The organism is Sphingobium sp. TomTYG65, assembly GCF_055395525.1.
Window position 1 is genome coordinate 1,349,007 of the sequence record NZ_AP027330.1, and the last position, 16,667, is coordinate 1,365,673.

15 protein-coding genes and 1 tRNA gene are annotated in these 16,667 nt (G+C 61.6%); 5 read left to right on the forward strand and 11 right to left on the reverse strand.

Features of this window, described 5'->3' with window-relative positions:
* The first annotated feature begins 57 nt into the window (after nt 1-57).
* Nucleotides 58-134 (forward strand) — tRNA-Pro (locus ACZ5Y5_RS06700).
* A gap of 171 nt (nt 135-305) precedes the next feature.
* Here the strand turns inward: ACZ5Y5_RS06700 and purB are convergent.
* Nucleotides 306-1,622 carry an adenylosuccinate lyase gene (gene purB, locus ACZ5Y5_RS06705; RefSeq protein ID WP_464810385.1) on the reverse strand — a complete coding sequence of 439 codons (1,317 nt, stop codon included), beginning with the start codon at nt 1,620-1,622 and terminating at the stop codon, nt 306-308.
* Nucleotides 1,623-1,893: 271 nt separating this feature from the next.
* Between purB and ACZ5Y5_RS06710 the strand changes: the two genes are divergently transcribed.
* The gene (locus tag ACZ5Y5_RS06710; protein WP_464810386.1) at nt 1,894-2,271 is read left to right on the forward strand and encodes an EF-hand domain-containing protein; all 378 of its coding nucleotides are present in this window, start codon (nt 1,894-1,896) and stop codon (nt 2,269-2,271) included.
* An 87-nt stretch (nt 2,272-2,358) separates the two neighbouring features.
* On the opposite strand, the gene ACZ5Y5_RS06715 is transcribed toward ACZ5Y5_RS06710, so the two are convergent.
* The 3 genes from ACZ5Y5_RS06715 to ku form a co-directional block, all read right to left on the reverse strand.
* Nucleotides 2,359-2,544, reverse strand: a complete 186-nt coding sequence (locus ACZ5Y5_RS06715) for a hypothetical protein (protein ID WP_464810387.1) — start codon at nt 2,542-2,544, stop codon at nt 2,359-2,361.
* A gap of 63 nt (nt 2,545-2,607) precedes the next feature.
* The gene (ligD, locus tag ACZ5Y5_RS06720) at nt 2,608-5,100 is read right to left on the reverse strand and encodes a DNA ligase D (RefSeq protein ID WP_464810388.1); all 2,493 of its coding nucleotides are present in this window, start codon (nt 5,098-5,100) and stop codon (nt 2,608-2,610) included.
* A 3-nt stretch (nt 5,101-5,103) separates the two neighbouring features.
* Complete coding sequence (gene ku, locus ACZ5Y5_RS06725; RefSeq protein WP_464810389.1) at nt 5,104-5,982, reverse strand: non-homologous end joining protein Ku; 879 nt, start codon at nt 5,980-5,982, stop codon at nt 5,104-5,106.
* A gap of 138 nt (nt 5,983-6,120) precedes the next feature.
* Between ku and ACZ5Y5_RS06730 the strand changes: the two genes are divergently transcribed.
* Entirely contained in the window at nt 6,121-6,456 is a 336-nt protein-coding gene (locus tag ACZ5Y5_RS06730) for a hypothetical protein (protein WP_464810390.1), read from the forward strand.
* Nucleotides 6,453-7,127, forward strand: coding sequence for an orotidine-5'-phosphate decarboxylase (gene pyrF, locus ACZ5Y5_RS06735; RefSeq protein WP_464810391.1), 675 nt, complete (start codon nt 6,453-6,455; stop codon nt 7,125-7,127). Before ACZ5Y5_RS06730 ends, pyrF begins: the two co-directional genes overlap by 4 nt.
* A gap of 52 nt (nt 7,128-7,179) precedes the next feature.
* Here the strand turns inward: pyrF and ACZ5Y5_RS06740 are convergent, their stop codons facing one another.
* The 5 genes from ACZ5Y5_RS06740 to ACZ5Y5_RS06760 all read right to left on the reverse strand — a co-directional run bounded on the left by ACZ5Y5_RS06740 (nt 7,180) and on the right by ACZ5Y5_RS06760 (nt 15,012).
* Nucleotides 7,180-7,833, reverse strand: coding sequence for an outer membrane protein (locus tag ACZ5Y5_RS06740; RefSeq protein WP_464810392.1), 654 nt, complete (start codon nt 7,831-7,833; stop codon nt 7,180-7,182).
* 114 nt (nt 7,834-7,947) lie between these two features.
* Nucleotides 7,948-12,126, reverse strand: coding sequence for a translocation/assembly module TamB domain-containing protein (locus ACZ5Y5_RS06745; RefSeq protein WP_464810393.1), 4,179 nt, complete (start codon nt 12,124-12,126; stop codon nt 7,948-7,950).
* On the reverse strand, nt 12,126-14,171 hold the full coding sequence (locus ACZ5Y5_RS06750; RefSeq protein ID WP_464810394.1) for an autotransporter assembly complex protein TamA: 2,046 nt from the start codon (nt 14,169-14,171) through the stop codon (nt 12,126-12,128). Before ACZ5Y5_RS06750 ends, ACZ5Y5_RS06745 begins: the two co-directional genes overlap by 1 nt.
* Nucleotides 14,172-14,247: 76 nt before the next feature.
* Nucleotides 14,248-14,727, reverse strand: a complete 480-nt coding sequence (locus tag ACZ5Y5_RS06755) for a DUF1465 family protein (protein ID WP_464810395.1) — start codon at nt 14,725-14,727, stop codon at nt 14,248-14,250.
* Between the two features lie 105 nt (nt 14,728-14,832).
* A complete protein-coding gene (locus ACZ5Y5_RS06760) occupies nt 14,833-15,012 on the reverse strand; it encodes a YdcH family protein (RefSeq protein WP_464810491.1) in 180 nt (59 codons plus the stop codon).
* 189 nt (nt 15,013-15,201) lie between these two features.
* On the opposite strand from ACZ5Y5_RS06760, the gene ACZ5Y5_RS06765 reads away from it, so the two are divergent.
* Entirely contained in the window at nt 15,202-15,357 is a 156-nt protein-coding gene (locus ACZ5Y5_RS06765) for a YdcH family protein (protein WP_066527673.1), read from the forward strand.
* Nucleotides 15,358-15,490: 133 nt separating this feature from the next.
* On the opposite strand, the gene ACZ5Y5_RS06770 is transcribed toward ACZ5Y5_RS06765, so the two are convergent.
* Together ACZ5Y5_RS06770 and dksA are read right to left on the reverse strand one after the other, a co-directional pair.
* A complete protein-coding gene (locus ACZ5Y5_RS06770) occupies nt 15,491-15,853 on the reverse strand; it encodes a PilZ domain-containing protein (RefSeq protein WP_464810396.1) in 363 nt (120 codons plus the stop codon).
* 62 nt (nt 15,854-15,915) lie between these two features.
* On the reverse strand, nt 15,916-16,380 hold the full coding sequence (dksA, locus tag ACZ5Y5_RS06775; RefSeq protein WP_464810397.1) for an RNA polymerase-binding protein DksA: 465 nt from the start codon (nt 16,378-16,380) through the stop codon (nt 15,916-15,918).
* Nucleotides 16,381-16,667: the final 287 nt, after the last annotated feature.

A 16,667-nucleotide genomic window follows, 5' to 3' on the forward strand; every position in this document is an offset into this window, starting at 1 on the left:
GCCCCCTCTATAGACCCCGCCTGCCCAGCGGCGTTGCAGAGCAATGCCGCTATCGGTCGGGGAGTAGCTCAGCCTGGTAGAGCACTGTCTTCGGGAGGCAGGGGCCGGAGGTTCGAATCCTCTCTCCCCGACCATTTCATTCCATTTAACATAGCTAAACGCCGCTCCGGCGGTTGTCAGCGACCTGCCCTTGCATGGCGGGAATAGGCTCCGCGCCTTCCTGACCGCATGTCCTCAGCTGGCTACAAGCGCCAAAAAAGGGCGCGTTCCCGCGCCCTCCTCGATTACTGCACCGGAAACAGCTTTCAGGCTTCCCCGAACACCCGACGGAAGATCGTGTCCACCTGACGGAAGTGGTAACCCAGGTCGAACTTCTCCTCGATCTGCTCGGCCGGAAGGGCCGCGGCTACATCGGGGTCGGCCTTCAGCAGTTCCAGAAGCGATAGCTGGCCGTCCGATTCCCAGACCTTCATCGCGTTACGCTGAACATAGCGATAGCTGTCCTCGCGGCTTACGCCGGCCTGGGTCAGCGCGAGCAGAACCCGCTGCGAGTGGACGAGGCCACCCATCTTGTCGAGATTCTTCATCATCCGCTCAGGATAGACGAGCAGCTTGTCGATCACGCCGGTCAGGCGGGCCAGCGCGAAGTCGAGGGTGATGGTCGCGTCCGGCCCGATATAGCGCTCGACCGACGAGTGGCTGATGTCCCGCTCGTGCCAGAGCGCGACATTCTCCATCGCTGGCAGCGCGTAGCTGCGCACCATGCGCGCGAGGCCGGTCAGATTTTCCGTCAGCACCGGATTGCGCTTGTGCGGCATCGCGGAACTGCCCTTCTGGCCGGGCGAGAAATATTCCTCCGCCTCCAGCACCTCGGTGCGCTGCAGGTGGCGAACTTCGACCGCGAGCCGCTCGATCGAGCTGGCGATGACGCCCAGCGTCGCGAAGAACATGGCGTGACGATCACGCGGGATGACCTGCGTCGAGACTGGCTCAATGGCGAGGCCAAGCTTCTGCGCAACATGCTCCTCCACGCGGGGGTCAATGTTGGCGAAGGTGCCGACGGCGCCGGAAATTGCACAGGTCGCAACCTCCTCCCGAGCCGCGACAAGGCGGGCGCGGCAGCGGCTGAACTCGGCATAGGCTTCGGCCATCTTGAGACCGAAGGTGACCGGTTCTGCATGGATGCCGTGACTGCGGCCGATCGTGGGCGTCAGCTTATGTTCGAATGCCCGGCGCTTGATGACCTCGAGCAGCTTGTCCAGGTCGTCGATCAATATGTCGGCAGCGCGCGAAAGCTGCACGGCAAGGCAGGTGTCGAGCACGTCGGACGATGTCATCCCCTGGTGCATGAAGCGCGCTTCGTCGCCGACCTGCTCGGCCACCCAGGTCAGGAAGGCGATGACGTCATGCTTTGTAACTGCTTCGATCGCATCAATGGCGGGAACGTCGATCGCAGGGTTGGTTGCCCACCAATCCCACAGCGCCTTGGCCGCCGATTTGGGCACCACGCCCAGCTCCCCCAGCGCCTCGGTCGCATGCGCCTCAATCTCGAACCAGATGCGAAAGCGAGCCTCGGGCTCCCAAAGAGCGGTCATTTGCGGGCGGGCGTAACGGGGGACCATCGGGCGAATCCTGATTGCTGATAAAGGGTCGCGCGCCGCCTAGCAGGCCCGTCATAGAAGGGCAAATGGGGGTGGCGCGGCGCTGCTCAGCCTTCATTTGGCAGCTTTTGATCCCGATTATCGCAGCATCGGAAGATAGGATGAGCCAATGGCAAAGATGAACGGTTAACCCTGAACAGACGTTCAGGAAACGTCTCTGTGGTTTATGTATTCTTGTCAGCGATCGATCGGGGCTGACCCCCCTGTGTCATCATAACGAATGGAGATGGCGATGTTTCGCAGCCTTTTACTATCGACTGCATTGTTGAGCGCCGTTCCAGCGATGGCGCAGGACGCGGCGACTCCCGGCTCCACCGCCCAAGCCGGAGCAGCTACGCCAGCCCAGTCGCCGGCGGACTCGGTGGCTTCAATCGTCGATAGCGAATTTCCAGCCTATGACGCGAATAATGACAGCCAACTCGACAAAGCGGAATTTTCGCGCTGGATGGTCGCGCTGAAGGACCAAGAGATGAAGAGCAGCGGCCAGAAATTGGCGGCGACCGACATCACCGCTTGGGCCGATGGCGCGTTCAAAACGGCGGACACGGACAAGAGCGCCGCTATCAGCAAGCCCGAACTCATCAGCTATCTCAGCGGCGGCGCCACCTGATGCAATAGACGTCAGCCATCAGGCAGCCTGATGGTCGCAACATGAGGCGGCATGGAGCGAAGGCCATGCCGCCTCTTTTTTGTCAGGTCAGCTACGCTTCTTGTTGGCGTAGAGCAGCGCGGCGACGATAGCTGCCGAACCAATGCCGACGGCCGTTCCCATCCATACGCTTCTGCTTGCGGTCTTTCGCACGGCCGATGCCAGATCGGTCTGAGGGCCGGTTTCGGGAGCTTCGCCGTTCGCCGCCGGCTCGTCTTTTTCGGATTTGGTCATGATGAATCAAGCTTATGCACAAAGGCTGGGCGGGAGGAAAGACGGCTCATTAAGATGAGACGGTCAGTAGTCCGGCAGCGTCTGGCGCGCTTCACCCCATCCCCGCAATTGCCGTGATCCCGCCCGCTCAAGCAACTGATCCACATCGGCAATGGTATATGCCCCGGCGCGATCGATATCGTTGAGTTCATCCCAACTGACCGGCACCGCCACCGGCGCATTTTCCCGCGCACGCACCACATAGGGCAGCACGGCGGTCGCTCCGCGCTGATTGCGCAGCCAGTCGATGAAGATGCGTCCCTTGCGTTTCGCCTTGCTCATCGTGGCGGTGAAGCGATCAGGCTCCGCCGCCGCGAGCGCCCTGGCAAAGCGATCGGCGAAATCCTTGACGGCCGGCCATTCGGCTTCAGGCGTCAACGGCACCACGACATGCACGCCCTTTCCGCCCGACAACATCGGGAAGCTGGTCAGCCCAATATCCTCCAAGGTATGGCGGATATCACGCGCGGCTTTCTTCACATCTTCAAAGTCCAGACCTTCGTCCGGGTCCAGGTCGAAGATCAGCCGGTCGGGTTTCTCCACATCCTCCACCCGCGAACCCCAGCCGTGAAATTCGATCGTGCCCATCTGAACGCAGGCGACCAGCCCATCTATGTCGTCGACATAGAGATAATCCTGCTCATCTCCATCCTTTTCGCGGATGGGGACATGCTTCACATGATCGCCGAAGCTGCCGCTGTCATGCTTTTGGAAGAAGCATTTTTTCGACCTGCCCTGCGGACAGCGCACTAGGCTGATCGGGCGATGCGCGATCCACGGCAGCATGATCGCGCCTGCGGCCTCATAGTAATCAGCCAATTGGCCTTTGGTGACCTTCGCCTCCGGAAAGATCAACCGGTCGCGGTTGGATACATGAACATCGCTGTCGCTCTGGGGTGTCTTCATCGCTTGCTCCCTGGCGACCTCACCCGCCTGCTTATCTTCGCGCAGCCCAAGGAAGCTGCCGTGGCGCACGACATCGTCACTGGTAAACTCGGCGAAGGCTATCTCCGCCACTAAATCTGGGCGCACCCATTGCGCGCCGCGGGCTTCGCTGCGCGGAACGGTCAAAGCGGCTGACTTGCGGCTCAGGGCTTTCAACTGCCGGAGCAGGCTCTCGCTGTTACGTGCGTTGAAGCCCGTCCCCACTTTTCCGGCATAGACCAGTCCGTCTTCGCCATTTTGGGCAAGCAGGATATTGCGGAGCGAGCGTCCGCTGGCTGAACTTGGCGTCCATCCGACAATGACGAACTCCTGGCGACGGGTGCACTTGACCTTCAGCCAGTTTTTCGTCCGGGCGCCACGATAGGGAGCGTCCGCCCGTTTGCAGATGATCCCTTCCTGCCCCGCATCGCACATGGTGCGGAACAGCTTCTCCCCCGCGCCGACAATATGATCCGAAAAATGCACATGAGCGCTACCTTGTCCGAGCAGAGCGGCAAGCTTTTCCTTACGTGCAATATTCGGAAGCCATGTCAGGTCCTCTCCATCGAGTGCAAGAAGATCGAAGGCGAAGAGGTGAAGCGCACCCTTGGCCTCACCCTTCAGGACCTGCTGCAATGTCGAGAAGTCTGGGTTTCCGTCCGGCCCCAACGCGACGATCTCCCCGTCGATCAAGGCCGGGGGAAGGTCCATGCCCGCCACTTCTTTCGCTAATGAGGCGAACCGCTCCGTCCAGTCGAGACCGGTCCGCGTGAAGACCTGTACGCGGTCTCCCGCCACACTGAGCAAAGTGCGATAACCGTCATATTTGATCTCGTGCAGCCATTGGCTCCCGGTCGGCACCGCATCGACGAGTGTCGCGAGCTGCGGCGCCTGAAATGGCGGCGGCTTGCCGGTCCGCTGCTTAGCCTTGACCCGGGCGGGCGCTGCCTGTTCCGCCTTCGCCATGGCGGCATCGAAAGCCTTCCCCCGCTTGCCCTTCAGCGAAATCGGCGGCGCATCGGCGGCGATCTCACCCATCGTGCGCCCTGTCTTGATGCTGGTCAGTTCCCGCCCCACCAGATCTTCGGCCGGCCCGGCATAAGCATCGTCGATCTTCCTGAGCAGCCAGTTCTCTCGCTTCCCTTCGCCGGGGCGCGGCTTCAGGCGAATGAGCAACCATTCGCCTTTCATCCGCTGCCCATGAAGGATGAAATGCAGATGTCCTTTGGCTAGGTCCTTGGCGCTCTTGCCGGGAACGGGCTCCCACGTTCCTTCATCCCACAGCATCACGGTGCCGCCGCCATATTCTCCCTTCGGGATCGTCCCTTCGAAACTGGCGTAGGACAACGGATGATCTTCGGTCCGGACAGCGAGCCGCTTGTCGGCAGGGTTCAGGCTTGGTCCGCGCGTAACCGCCCAGCTTTTGAGCACGCCGTCCAGTTCGAGCCGGAAGTCATAATGCAGCCGGGTCGCATCATGCTTCTGGACAATGAAGCCGTTGCCGCTGGAACGGGCCTGCTTGCCCGCCGGCTCCTTGGTCCGGGTGAAATCGCGTTTGCGATTATATTCCTTCAGAGGGTCGGCTTCGGCCATCGATCAGGCCCGCTTGCGCGCTGGAGCCTTGCTACTGGCGCTTCGCGAAGCCGCAGGCTTTTTGGCCGGCCTTTTCGCCGGGGCACTCTTCCCGCCCGTATCCACCGATTTTTTCAGCGCCGCCATCAGGTCGATGACATTGCCGCTGCGCTTTGCCGGTGCTTCATCCTCATCCTCGATGATGCGGCGGCCCTTCGCTTTCTTCTTCTTCTCGATTAGCCTTTCCAGCGCGTCGACATAGCGGTCGTGGAACGTGTCCGGCTTGAATGGCGCGGTCTTCTTCTCGATCAACGCTTCGGCGAGATCAAGCAGTTCCGGGTCGGGCTTCAAATCTTCGATCTCGCGAAAATAGGACTGCGCCCGATTGACCTCGTCGGCGTAGCGGAGCGTCTCCAATATCATGCCCCTACCGCACGGCTTCAGCGAAACGATATATTCCCGGCCTCGCATGGCGAGCTGTCCCAAGCCGACCTTCTTCGCCCGGCGCAGCGCCTCGCGCAACACGACAAAGGCTTCCTCCGCCAGATCATCGGCAGGCACAACATAATAGGGCCGTTCATAATAGAGGACGTCGATTTCATCGGCATCGACAAACTGCGTCAGCTCAAGCGTCTTCTTGCTCTCAAGCTTAACTGCCTCAATTTCTTCGGGTTGCAGCAGGACGTAATCGCCCTTGCTGACCTCGAAGCCCTTAACAATGTCCTCCGGTTTTACGGGACCGATCCCTGGCACGGTCTTCTCATATCTTACGCGCTTGCCGCTAGGCTGATGGATTTGGTGAAAGGCGATCTGCGCGCCGGACTTGGTGGCAGCGTAGATTTCAACGGGGATCGACACGAGCGCCAGCCTGATCTGCCCTTGCCAATATGCACGCGCCGCCATCTTCCACGAGCCTCCTTGCAAGCAGAAAATGCCTACGGGTCGCCAAGGGTTCCGCTGAGGAAAAGAACGACGAGGCGCTTCCGAACTGCGCCGAAATGGCCTAAGCTGTCCGATATCAGCAGCTAGAGGACATGCCGAATGCAATTCCTGCGGACTGCCTTCTGGGTTGTCTTGGCCGTCGCGATCGCCCTGTTCTGCAAGGCGAACAACCGGCCCACCGAAATCAAAATCTGGGGTGACATCGTCTGGGGCACACGTATCTGGTTTCCGATCCTGATCGCGTTCCTGGTCGGCGCCGTGCCCTTCTGGATCATGGCACGTACGACGCGGTGGCGGATGAAGCGCAAGCTGGAAAGCACCGAGCGTGCGCTCATCGCGGCTACCGCATCTGCCGCTCCGGCTACCGTACCCATGACCCCCGCGGACGACATCTCCGCGCCTTCTCCCTCTCTCTCCGCAACAGGAACAGCATGAGCAGCCCCATCTACGTCGCCATCGATACGCCCGACCTCACCAAAGCTCAGGATCTGGCTCGGCGAGTGCGGGGACATGTCGGCGGTTTGAAGCTGGGGCTCGAATTCTTCTGCGCGCACGGCCATCATGGCGTGCGGGAGATGATGAAGTTCGACCTGCCGATCTTCCTTGACCTGAAGCTTCACGACATCCCCAACACCGTGGCTAAGGCGATACAGGCGCTCAACGGACTGGAGCCGGCGATCCTGACGGTTCACGCCGCTGGCGGCCGGGCAATGCTGGAAGACGCAAAGGCCGCGGCAGGCATCAACACCAAGGTCGTCGCGGTTACCGTCCTTACCAGCCTGGACAATAGCGACCTGATCGATATCGGCGTCGGCAGCAAGGCGGAGGATCAGGTGGCGCGTCTCGCCGATTTGGCGCGGGGCGCGGGGTTGGACGGCATCGTCTGTTCGGGGGAAGAGGTGGCGCTGGCGAAGCGCGCCTGGACGGACGGTTTTTTCGTGGTGCCGGGGGTCAGGCCCGCGGGCGGGACGATGGCGGACCAGAAGCGGGCTGTCACACCGCGCGAAGCTCTTGACCGAGGCGCTTCGATCCTTGTCGTCGGGCGGCCGATCAGTCTTGCGGAAAATCCCGATCTCGCGGCGCGGGAAATCGAAGCGACATTATAAAAGCTGCAAGAAGAAGATTGGAGGACCGGCGGCAACCGGCCCTCCGATTCGGTCAGAAACGCCAGCCGACGCTGGCCACGACCTGATGTCGGTCTGTATCGATGTCGAATTCGGTACTCGTCGCGCCGTTCGGGAAATCGATCTGTGCGCTGTCATATTTGGAATAACGATATTCCAGCTTGCCGAACATATTCTGGTTGAAGGCGCGTTCGACACCGCCGCCAACGCGCCAGCCATCCAGCTTGAATGACGTGTTAGTGCTTTGGTTGGTATCGCCGGCCAGAACATTCAGTTTGCTGTTGGTATAGCCGCCCTTCACATAAACGAGCGTGTTGGGGCTGGCGAGGATACCGGCACGCGCACCGATGTAGAGATCGCGACCTTGGCTCACACGACCAAAGCCGAACTGGTCTGTGAAAGGATTGCGGCTGCTCTTGGCAGTGGAGTCGGTGAATTCACCTTCGACGCCGATGACAGCGCTACCGAGATTGAAGTCATAGCCAGCGCCGACACCATAGAGCAGGCCGTCGATCGACTGGTCATCATCGCCATTGTCGTTATCGACGCTGCTACCTGCGCCGGTATGATCATAGCCCAGGATCGCTTCGACGCGGGGCCCGGTAAAGGTAGCGCCGGCATCTTGCGCCAGGGCGGGAGAAGCAACGGCCGATCCGGCCAACAGGGTTGCGACCATTATCTTTCGCATAGGGTACTCCATTCGTCACTAACCTCACTGGAGAGGAAGTGGTGGAAGTCGCCTGAGCTGCTATGGTTGCATGAACCTCAGATAAACGACTGAAAATGTGTCATTTTGGCAACTTCAATAGTCCTTTGATATCCGCACATTCGCGCTTTCCCGGCCCAAAGTCGAAATAGCGGCCAACAAGGACAGCCAGCGCGTAACCTGATATTCTATGCGCGTCGCCGAATAGCCTTGGCCGTCGGTGATCAATTCCACATAGGTCTTACGGGTCAGATATTTTCCGGCCGCGATCGAGGTGCCCTGCCCCTGCGTCGGATCGGCGGCGATGATGCGCAAGCGATCCAGCCCTGCTGCCTTGCGCACGGCATTGATTGGATCGAGCCCTCCGCCGCCCTGCAATGATCCGACCGCGGATGCGAGTTGGAGCGCTTCAGGCGCCGACAGGTTGGTGATAGACGTTCCGAACAGGATACGGGAGAGCAGTTCGTCCTGGGGCAGCGCGGGCACGCTGGTGAAGCTAATGTCGGGCTTTAGCCCCGTCCCGCCGACATGGATCACTGCGGTGAGATCGTTGACATTGGCCTCCGCATCGATGTCGAGCATCGGGTTTACCGGCGTACGTCCGTCGAACTGGATCTTGCCTTCGCGCAGGTCAAAGCGGCGACCGGCGAAAGTATAGCCCCCTCGGACAAGTTCCGCCGTTCCCGAAATGGCCGGGCTGGTTACATTGCCGCCGATGTCGAGATTGGCTCGCCATTCGCTGTCCAGCCCAAGGCCGGTGACGGTCAGACGGTTGCGGGCGCGCGCCTTGATCGCCAGAGCCCAAGGCCTGCTCACGCGAGGGCGCTCAATCTCTTCTCCGTTGCGGTTGATCTCAGTCACGCGCAGCTCGGGTATCTGCGCTATGGCCGCTGCCCGGCCCAGGGTGAACCGACTCCGGTTGAGCAGAAGGTCGCCTCCGATCGTGCCGCCAACCCCGTCCGACTGTAAGGTAATCGGCCCCGTCACAGTGGCGGCGATGTCATCCCGTTCCAACAGCGCGGCATTTTCCGCCTGCAGCCGCAGGTCCATGCCAACCCCCGCAATCCCGGCGAAGGTGAAGCTGCCCGTTCCTGTTACCGTTCCCCCATTTTGCGCATTGGCGGAGAAGCTCGACATGACCAGTTGCGCGCCCGAAAACCGCCCTCGCGCCTTGACATTGTGCAGCCGCATGCCTGTCACAGCGCTGTTGATCGCCGCGTTGTCCGTTGCGAGCGAACCGGCGATGACCGGATTTCCGAGCGTCCCCCGCGCATCCGCCGACACGCTTACCGGCCCTGCGATATCGATGATCTCGACGCCAGTCAGTCGCCACAGCGTATCCGCCGTTCCCCTGTAGCGCAGCTGCCCGAATAGGGGAGCCCGGTTCAGGCGCTCGATCAACCCTCCCTCGCTCCCCAGCGGCATCAACAGCACCTGTGCCCGACCGATCGTCTGGCCGTCAGCGGCGAACAGCATCCGGGCCGCCAGCCTGTCGCGGGTAAGGACGGCGTTGACACCTGCGTCCACCGGACGGGAACTGAGGGACAGCCCGGAACGGGAAAGGCCACGCACCCGCAGTTCCGCCTTGCCAGTGGGCATAGCGCCGCGCGTGTGGACATAGCTGAGCGAACCCGTCGCCGTACCGCCGAGCCCCAGATTGTCATAGGCGATGTCCAGAAGGGAAAGGGGCAGCTTCTGCATCCGCCCTTCGATGCTGGTCGTCACGCCGCTGAGTTCGCCGCCGAGCTGTAATGAACCGCCCGCATAGCTGATCGTCGTGGGCGACAGCCGCCAGCCGTCCGCGCTGCGAGTAAAGACTGCCCTTCGCGTCAGGCGGATCGGGCGTTTGTCGATTGTGCCGCCCGCAGCGACCCGTATCCGGTCCGGCTCCACCTCGGCCTCGCCCTGCAAGTCGAACAGACGCCCTCGCTGTCCGGAAAGGCTTGCCTTGACCGTGCCGCGCCCTCCGACTAGGTCCGCATTGGCGGCCAGGCGGCCCACCAGCACGCCGCCAACGCGCAAACCCCGCGCCTGGACGGTGGCTTTGACGGATGTGCCTGCAGGGTCGAGCAGAAGGGTCGCGTCGATCTTTCCACGCCGCACGGCTATAAGAGTTGGCCCGTTGAAGCTCGCGTCGGCGGCGTCGAGCTTGAGCACCAGCTGTTGAACGTCGTTCACTGGCGCGAAAACGATGCTGCCGCTCAAGGGGCCGGAGACATTCAGCTGTCCTGCAAGACCGCCCGTAACCGGGCGCAGATCTCCGCTTGCCATGACGCCCGACGCAACAAGCTGCGCCACCCGCACCACAGCCTGCCCGCCGCGCGGCAACAGGATCGCACCATTTCCCGTAAAGGCGCCCAGTGTCGAGCCACCCTGTGCCTCGAAGCTGTACCCCGAATTATCCGGGACCAGATGCACGCGCATGTCAGTGACGCCCAGAGCGTCCAAGGGACGCTGGAGCAGCAGGTCGATGGTCGGCCGCTCAATCTTGCCGTCTAGCGTCAGGCGCAAGGGCCCGTATCGTTTGTGCGTCCCCGTACCCTCGAAATGGAAGGTCCGGTCACGCCGCCGGTATCCAGTGGCGTTCAGATGGAGCAACGGTGCTTCCAAACGCAGGCCGGTGAACGTCAGTTGCCCATCAGGTCCGAGCGACAGCCCGCTTCTGACAACCGGCAGTCCCCCGCCGAGGCTTCGCAGAAAGCTGTTATCCAGGCGGCGCAGGCGGGCCATTGCATTACCGCTGAGGCTGAACGCACCCTTCGGTCCCGGTACGGCTCGCAGCTTTGAGGTCAGATCGACGACCCCCAGGCCGCGAATGGCGAGGCCACGTATCTGCCCATCCAGACCGAAATCATACCGTCCCGTCTTAAGATCGGCCAGCATGAGCAGCTTGGCGCCAAGCTTGTCGGATCGGATCGTCATCGGATTGCTCAGGATCTGCTGCCCCTTCACTTGCAGCACCCCGTCGAGGACAAAGTTGCGGATGATCCCTTCGACCAGCTCGCCCTGCCCATCCAAGCGGCGCGCGCGCAGGTGAACCGGGATCAGCAGCGGTCCTTTCCTGGCCTTGCGTCCCTTACCCTCTGCACGCACGTCGCTGATGACCGTCCGGTCAAACGCCAGCTGCTTGGCGCTTAATAGATATTCATATCCATATGCGACAAAGGGGCCGTCGAGCCGCACCTTCGCCGCCACATCCCGCCCGCGCATCGACTTTAGCAATGCTTGGGGGCGGGCGAGCTTCACATCGAGCAGCAGATTATCGAAGGCGCTGTTGCGCAGATCGAGAGCCCCGTCCGCCTTCAGATCGACCGCCGCTGACCGCAGCGCCATTGTGCCGTCAAGAATCCTGTCCTTCAGAGAGCCCTGCGCTTCTATGGCGAGGCGCGGCACCGAAAGACGTTGCAACAGCCCCTGCCCGGCAATCGCCGACGCTTCGACGGATCCTCTTGCCGCATAGGCCCCGCTACGCGCCGCCAACGCCAGGTCGATCGCCGGAGCGCCATCAAGCGTACCAGCAAGCCTGCCATCCCACCGGGTCCAACTGCCCTTGCCCCGGATGCGAAGATTGCCGTCCTGCCGGAACCCGGCCATGGCTGCGAGTACGCCTCCTCTGGGCGCATTCAGCGTGACGTCCAAGTCGAAGCGATCATCATCCGGTCTGCTGTCGAGCGCGATATTGATCGCGTCCTCTCCATCGAGCGCCCGCGCGGAAAGGTCGATGACCGCCCGGCCCCCGCGAATATCAGCATCGCCGGACAGGGTGGCGGTTTGCGCCCGCCCGCTCACGCTCTTGTCGATCAGCAGGCGGTCGACGGAAAATTGCATCAGGCGGATGTCAAAGCCAGGGAGGATCGGCCCCTCCTGCTTTGCCGGATTGAGCCTCGGCAACTTGTGCAGCCTCGCCAGCGGTATCGACAGCCGATCAATATCCAACCGGTTGGACAGCCATGCGAGCGGCCACCAATCCAATTCCACGCGTGGTGCATCCAGGAAGACGCCCTTCGGATCGGACAGCGTGACGCCATGCAGCACCGCGCGCCGGTAGATGCTCCCTTCGATCCGATCGACGTGGATGCGCAGGCCCGATGGCGGGCTGATCCCCGCAATCCGCGATACCAGGAAACGGTGACCCGCCGAGGTATCGAGCCAAGTGAGCGCCGCCGCCGTGCTGAGCAACAGCAGCGCGAGAATTCCGGTGATCCACCGCTGCCAAGGGCCGTCCCAAGCACGGTGACGCCGCGACGGCGATTGCTGAGGCTGGTCCTCAGCCATCAGAAAGCCTGTCCCAGCGAGACATAGACAGCGACGCGCGGATCACCCTTTTGCGGATTCAATGGAGTGCCGACATCCACGCGGATCGGACCGAAGCTGCTATAGTAGCGCACCCCCATGCCAGCCCCGATGCGCAAGTCTCGGAAGCGCGGCAGGAAACTGGTAGAGATGTTGCCGGCATCGATGAACGGCACCACCCCGAAGTTGCCGAAACGCACGCGCGACTCCAGCGAAAATTCGGCAAGGCTCTTGCCGCCGATGGGGTCGTTGTTGGCATCCCGCGGCCCGATCGCCTGATAGCCATAGCCCCTTACCGACGCGCCCCCGCCGGCATAGAAGCGACGGGATGGGGCGATCTGATCGACCGTGGAACCCAAGATCGTCCCGAACCGGGCGCGCGCAGCCAGGACGATACGATCGCTCATTGACTGGTAAATGCTGCCGTCGAGTTGCACGCGGGAGTAACCGAACGTCTTGTCCTGGAAGGAAAGCTCCGGGCTAAACCGTCCGCCCAGCCGGAAGCCACGGGTGGGGTTCAACAAATCGTCACTGCCGTCGTAGGTCAGGCTGAGCGGCACCGCAGCGATCAGGAAGGTGCGTCTGCTTCCTCCGCTGAACGCGTCCTTTTCATCGGAAGCGATCAGTTCAGCGCCGATCCGCCAAACCCACTTTTTTTGGAACAGAATGCTGGTTTGCCGCTCCAACGCGCCGGACAAAGTGATCGTGCGGGCATCATAAGCGTCGCGCTTGATGTTGCTGATCGAAACGAGCCCGGTCAGCACATGATCGCGCTCGCGGAAATTGTTGCGCCGGTAGGTAGCGGATGCCGTCTGCTCCTGGGTGCCCAGCACCCCGCGGAGGAGAAGGGACCCCTCGGGGGGAAACAGATTACGATGCTGCCAACTCACCGCGGCGCGATAGCCTTCGCCCGTTCCATAGCCCAATTCCCCGGCGATGGTGCGAAGCGGCGCGGGGCGAACATCCACCGCCAGATCGACATGCTCCCCGTCTCCCGCATCCTTGGGCGTCAGCGTGACGGACGATACGAGCCCTGTCGCAACGATCGCGCTGCGCAGGTCTTCGACATCGGACGCCATATAGGGATCATCACGATTGAAGCGGGCGATGCGTTCGACGTGCCTGGCGCTGAACAGCTTTTCATCATTCAGGATGATCGATCCGAAGGTTCGGTAAGCGCCAGGGGTCACGATGATGTCGAGGTCGCCCTTGCGTTCCTCATGATCGATGCGAACCTCGGGTTCACCGACCTTCGCAAAGGGGAAGCCGTTTTCAGCGAGGGCCAATGACAGCGACGCCTGCCCTGCAAGAATAGCGTCGGCGTCGATGGGATCACCCGCATGAAGAGGGAAGGCGTCGCGCAGTATCGGCTCGCGTTCACCTGCAGCGGATACCCCCTGCAAATCGACCGAGGAGAGGAGATACCGCACGCCTGGCACGATATCGAAGCCTACGATCAGCCTGTCCCCGCCCGGCTGCGGAGGCGACACGGAGCTGCGGATGCGCGCAGCGTAATAGCCCTTCGCGCGCAGCAGCCTTTCGAGCAGTTCACTGTCTTCCTTGATGCGCCGGTTGATCTGGGCGAGGTTCGCTGGCTTTCCTTCCCCTTCGCGCAGCACCGACAATTCCTTGAAGCGCATGTCAAACTGCGCATCGGCGACCTGATCCAGGCCGGTCAGTTGAACCGAATAACGCCGCTCTTCGCCCGTATCCGCAAACTCCGTGGCTCCTGCAGCATTCTCTGCGCCGGCATCTACAGCGACCTCTTCTTCCGGCTCATTCGTGTCGGCGACCTCTGCGGGATCGGGCGGCAGCGGCGCGACAGTGTCGGGCGTTCCCATGTCAGGCCAGTCCACGCCCAAATCTGGCATGGGATCAAGCGGCAGGTCCTGATCGACAGCTTCGACGGGCGGGGCGACGGTCTGCGCATGCGCGGGATGAGCCGCCAAAAGCAGAGGCAGGGCAAGAAGCCGGGTGGCTTGCGACATGGCTGATGCGCGGCGGCAAGTCCGCAAGCCGGTGTTCATATCAACGGTCTAGCCCAAATCGGAAAGGAAGCGCCAGCCCGTAAGACCATGCTTGCAGCACGTCCTGCCCGGCATTTCAGAACGCGGTGTTCAGGCGATCCATCAGTGCGCGAGCCGGGCTGCTTTCAGGCTGGCTACGCGGACGAGCCATGCTGTCCATCCGATCCTGCAGCCGTGCGACCCTGTCATAGAGGTCCTGGCTCGCCTCTATCAGGGCTCGAGCGGCGAAGGGGAAGGCGGACGCAATTTCCGGATCCGTATGAGTAGCGCGACCCAAACGGTATTTTTCGTCCACCAGTTCCGCGTCGGCGATCTCGCCACGCTGCCATGCCCGCTGGCTGAGCAACCAGGCGATGATGTGCATCAACCGCGTCGTGACCTTGAGCGATTCGCAGGCGAAGGAAACACGGCGGAGGGGGTCCTCCAGTTCCGGCTCGTTCATGTCCCGCAGATCGAAATAGGCGCGCGCCTCGTCAGCCATCACCATGGCTTCCAGGTACAGGCCATCGACCAGACGTCGATGCAGGCCACGGTCAAGAGTGACGGCGCGAGACATAGGGCGAATCACTGACATAAAAGTGCGCGCTTGTCAGTCCCGGCGCACGCGTTTCAGGGGCGATTGTCTCATTCAGGGCCGTTCGAGCCTCCGGTTAACCAACAATCAGGCGATGATATCGGGTACGAGTGCATCTTCGAGCAAGGCGATCTCATCGCGCAACCGCAGCTTGCGCTTCTTGAGGCGGGCGACCTGCATCTGATCGCGGCCGCCGCCCTCAATCAGCGCTGCAATGGCGTCGTCGAGATCGCGATGCTCGACTCGCAGCAGTTCCAGCCGTCGCATGATGTCTTCCCGGCTCACCCACTACCCACTTTCTCGGCCATGTTGCGCGCTGACCCCTGATAGCCCGGCAGGCGGGATCGGACCATCGCAAATTTGCGAGCGGCCCGTCGCAAAGGATGAATCCCGCGAAGACAAAGCAGGTGAATCATGATCTACTCTTCCGTCCATCACCCTCATTAGGAGAATGTCATGGAAAACAGCCACATTTCAGCTCTTTCCGCCAAGCATGCAGGGCTTGAGGCGCGAATTAAGGCGGAGACGAGTCGGCCCATGCCTGACGCGATCCTGGTTGCCTCGCTCAAGAAGCAGAAGCTGCGCGTGAAAGAGGAAATGTCGCGGAATTGATCCGGCATTGAGAGGAGGGCGTGGCGCCGCCAAGGAGCGGACCCGCCCTACCCTTTCGAAAAGCAAAGGCGAACTGGCGGGAATGCCGGAGCGCCTTTTTTCATGAAGGAATTGGCGAGAAAAACGCGATTCTTCAGCGCCTGACCTGATGCAGGCGCAAATAGGAAGGGGCGCGCTCGCTGGAGCCTGAATTTACTGGCTTGCGGGCGAGTTGCGGGTCGATTTCCTGGTCGAAGGCGATGCCGATCTTGTCCTCGCGGGACCAGACCACCTTACCGCTGACCCGGCCCACGCCGCGCAGATCGAAGGTGATGGCGGCGCCCGCGGGCACCGGGCGTTCGCAGTCGGCCATGAGGCCGGTGGCGGACAGATTGCGGACGCGGGCACGGCCAAGCGGCGTGCCTGCATGTGACGTCAAATTGGTGAGCAGGAACAGGCTATCCCGCGGACCCGACCGAGCCGGGCCCCGTTCCGCCATTCTCTGATCGCTGTCCATGTCCAATCCCTTGCAAGACCCGATATTTCGGAAGAACTTGCCAGCGACGGGTGGACAAAGCGTTAATCGTCGCGCGAGACCTTTTCCTGCCGTTCGTGGCGTTCCTGCGCCTCGACCGTCATGGTCGCGATCGGCCGGGCTTCCAGACGGCCGAGCGAGATGGGCTCCCCAGTCACTTCGCAATAGCCATATTCGCCTTCGTCGATGCGGCGGAGCGCAGCGTCGATCTTGGAAATGAGCTTGCGCTGCCGGTCGCGGGTGCGCAGTTCGATCGACCAGTCGGTCTCGCTGGAGGCGCGGTCGTTGAGGTCGGGTTCGCGGAGGGGTTCATTCTGCAGCACGGCCAGCGTGCCTTCGGCTTCGGCGAGGATCTGCTTTTTCCAGTCCCAGAGCCGCTGCCGGAAATATTCAAGCTGCAGGGGATTCATGAACTCTTCGTCAGCCGACGGACGATAGTCGGCGGGAAGTATTACAGCCGATTTCGGCGGATTATGGCCGTCTTTATCGGAATTCAGGACCGATGCCATCTGGCTCTCCGACTCGAGAGGCGCCGACATGGAAAGTGCCGGTCGCCCGTGACTTATGATTGAGGGCGCCTAATAACGAGCGGCACGGGGCGACACAAGCGCGCATTCGAATGGCGGGGCACCTTCGGGGTCAACGCAGCGGATACCAAAAGCGGTAGCCGTGCCGTGTCTTCGCATCAGAGGAAGGCCTGCTCCCAAGACAAAATGAAGACATAAAGACTAAGCTTGGGCGTTTCATAATGAGACGTTAACCATAAAAGTTGGCCTTTTGTTATATACCGCCTCAA